Source organism: Palleronia caenipelagi (assembly GCF_007004065.1).
GTDB lineage: Bacteria > Pseudomonadota > Alphaproteobacteria > Rhodobacterales > Rhodobacteraceae > Palleronia > Palleronia caenipelagi.
The window spans coordinates 1-1,770 of the sequence record NZ_VFSV01000125.1 but is presented as its reverse complement, the minus strand read 5'-3'; the positions used below and the strand labels follow the sequence as shown (position 1 = coordinate 1,770).

Genomic DNA, 1,770 nt, shown 5'->3' with positions numbered 1-1,770 from the left:
GGATGTTGTGACCGCAGCCGCAGAGGCCCGCGAAAAGGGCATCACCTTCGGTTCCTTTGAGTGGGCATCGGGTCAGACGTCCGTCGGCTTTCATATGGCCCGTCATTGGTTCGATGGCGCTTCGTCGTCGCAGCAGTTTCGCGATGGTCCTGGTGACACCGCGCCTTACACCGCTGATGAAGACCTTCACTGTTTCAACGCCGTGGCCACGGCAGCCACGGTCGACGAAGGCCATGTCCGGGCGCCGGTCGGTCAGGATGTCCACCTGTTCCAGTGCCGCGTGCAGAGTGTGCCCGTCGAAAGGGTCGAAAGGATTGCCCGGCAGTGATCGCATGCCGGCGACGAAGCCACCTTCCGTGATGGTCGCGACGCTGACCTTCGTGCCGAACTCACAGCGCTTGTGCGCCTTGCCTTTCGAGATACAAGCCACCGCCGGTTCGTGCAGGCTGTAAAGCGTCTCTCGGTCCTGTGGCTTCTGCGCCAGCAACCGGTTTACCAGCGCCGTCATCTCCGCGATCCGCGCTTTCAGCGGTCCCTCAGTCCCCTTGTCTGTCTGCCGTTCGATGTCGCGCAGCACGCGGCCGGTATGGCCCTTGAGCCGACGCAGGGCCTTGCGCATCCTCCTGAACTGGCGGGCGTGGGCATCGCGCCCGACCTGCCCGCAAAGCCGGGGGCCGAGGCGATTGTCGTTCTGGCGCAGGTTGATATCGGCCGCGCGGGCCAGCCCGACCAGCTTGCGCCGTGCGACGTCGTAAAGCCGGGCATCGGTGGGGTGCGCGATGTTCTTTTCCATCACCGTGGTCTCGACAGTAGTCATCTGGAGATGGTTATCCTGCCCCACTCCGGCGCGCTGTCCGGCCTTGATTGTCCCGGACAGCAGCCACTCGACCCCTTCCTCGCCGATCCGGTTGCGCCAACGCGTCATCGACGAGGGGTTGATCGGCAGGCGATGCCGGAAGACCGTCTCGCCGCAGAAATGCTGCCAGTAAGGGGTCCCGGCCCACCGTGCACGACCGCCTCGTCGGACAGCCGGAAGGCGTGCCGGAGATACAAAAACCCCGCGACCAGGCGCGTCGGCGTGGCAGGGCGACCGGTCTGCGACGGGAACAACCCGGCCCATTCCCGCTCGAACAGCTCCCGGTCGATCAGAGCGGCGAGCTTCACCAGTTCGTGGCGCATGTCGATCATCCCGACCCATCGCGCGCGCAGCAGATCATCCTGCTCCGGGGGAGGCCTTCCGGGCTTCATATCGCAGCTCGAAATTGCAGGGGTCCGGCTGCAAAAATACCAAATGCCGGGCCTGAAGCCTACCGGAGACACTGTGTTATATATAAAAACAATGGGATGGGTGTTGTTCAGGGTGAACTATCGAGCAGCCCTATTACCGATGGCGCAAGCAGTGTGGCGGAATGGGAATCGACCAACTGAAGAAGCTCAAGCGCCTGCGGAAAGAGAACGACCGGCCGAGGAAAGAGGTGGTCGCGGGATTTCGGACCGGGTGCTAATCTGTAGTGTCTGAGGAAGAACGCACAGAAATGACGAAACGGAAACGCTATTCGGCAGAGTTCAAGGCGAAGGTGGCTTTGGAAGCCATCCGCGAGGAGCTGACGACGGCCGAGCTGGCCAAGAAGTATGACATCCACCCTACCATGATCAGCGGCTGGAAACGGACCGCGATTGAGAACATGGCACAGGCCTTCACCGGCCAGGCGACCGCGGAGCCGACGATATCGGCGGCAGAGGTCGGAAAGCTGCACGTCAAAATCGGGC

At 62.6% G+C, this 1,770-nt stretch carries 1 protein-coding gene and 1 pseudogene; one reads left to right on the top strand and one right to left on the bottom strand.

Annotated features, from left to right (window positions below; genetic code table 11):
* Positions 1-1,248, bottom strand: a pseudogene (locus tag FEV53_RS20160) (IS5 family transposase); the annotation flags it as partial.
* Between the two features lie 287 nt (positions 1,249-1,535).
* On the opposite strand from FEV53_RS20160, the gene FEV53_RS20155 reads away from it, so the two are divergent.
* Positions 1,536-1,770 (top strand): transposase (locus FEV53_RS20155; protein WP_142836281.1); only part of this gene is annotated, 235 nt, incomplete at its 3' end.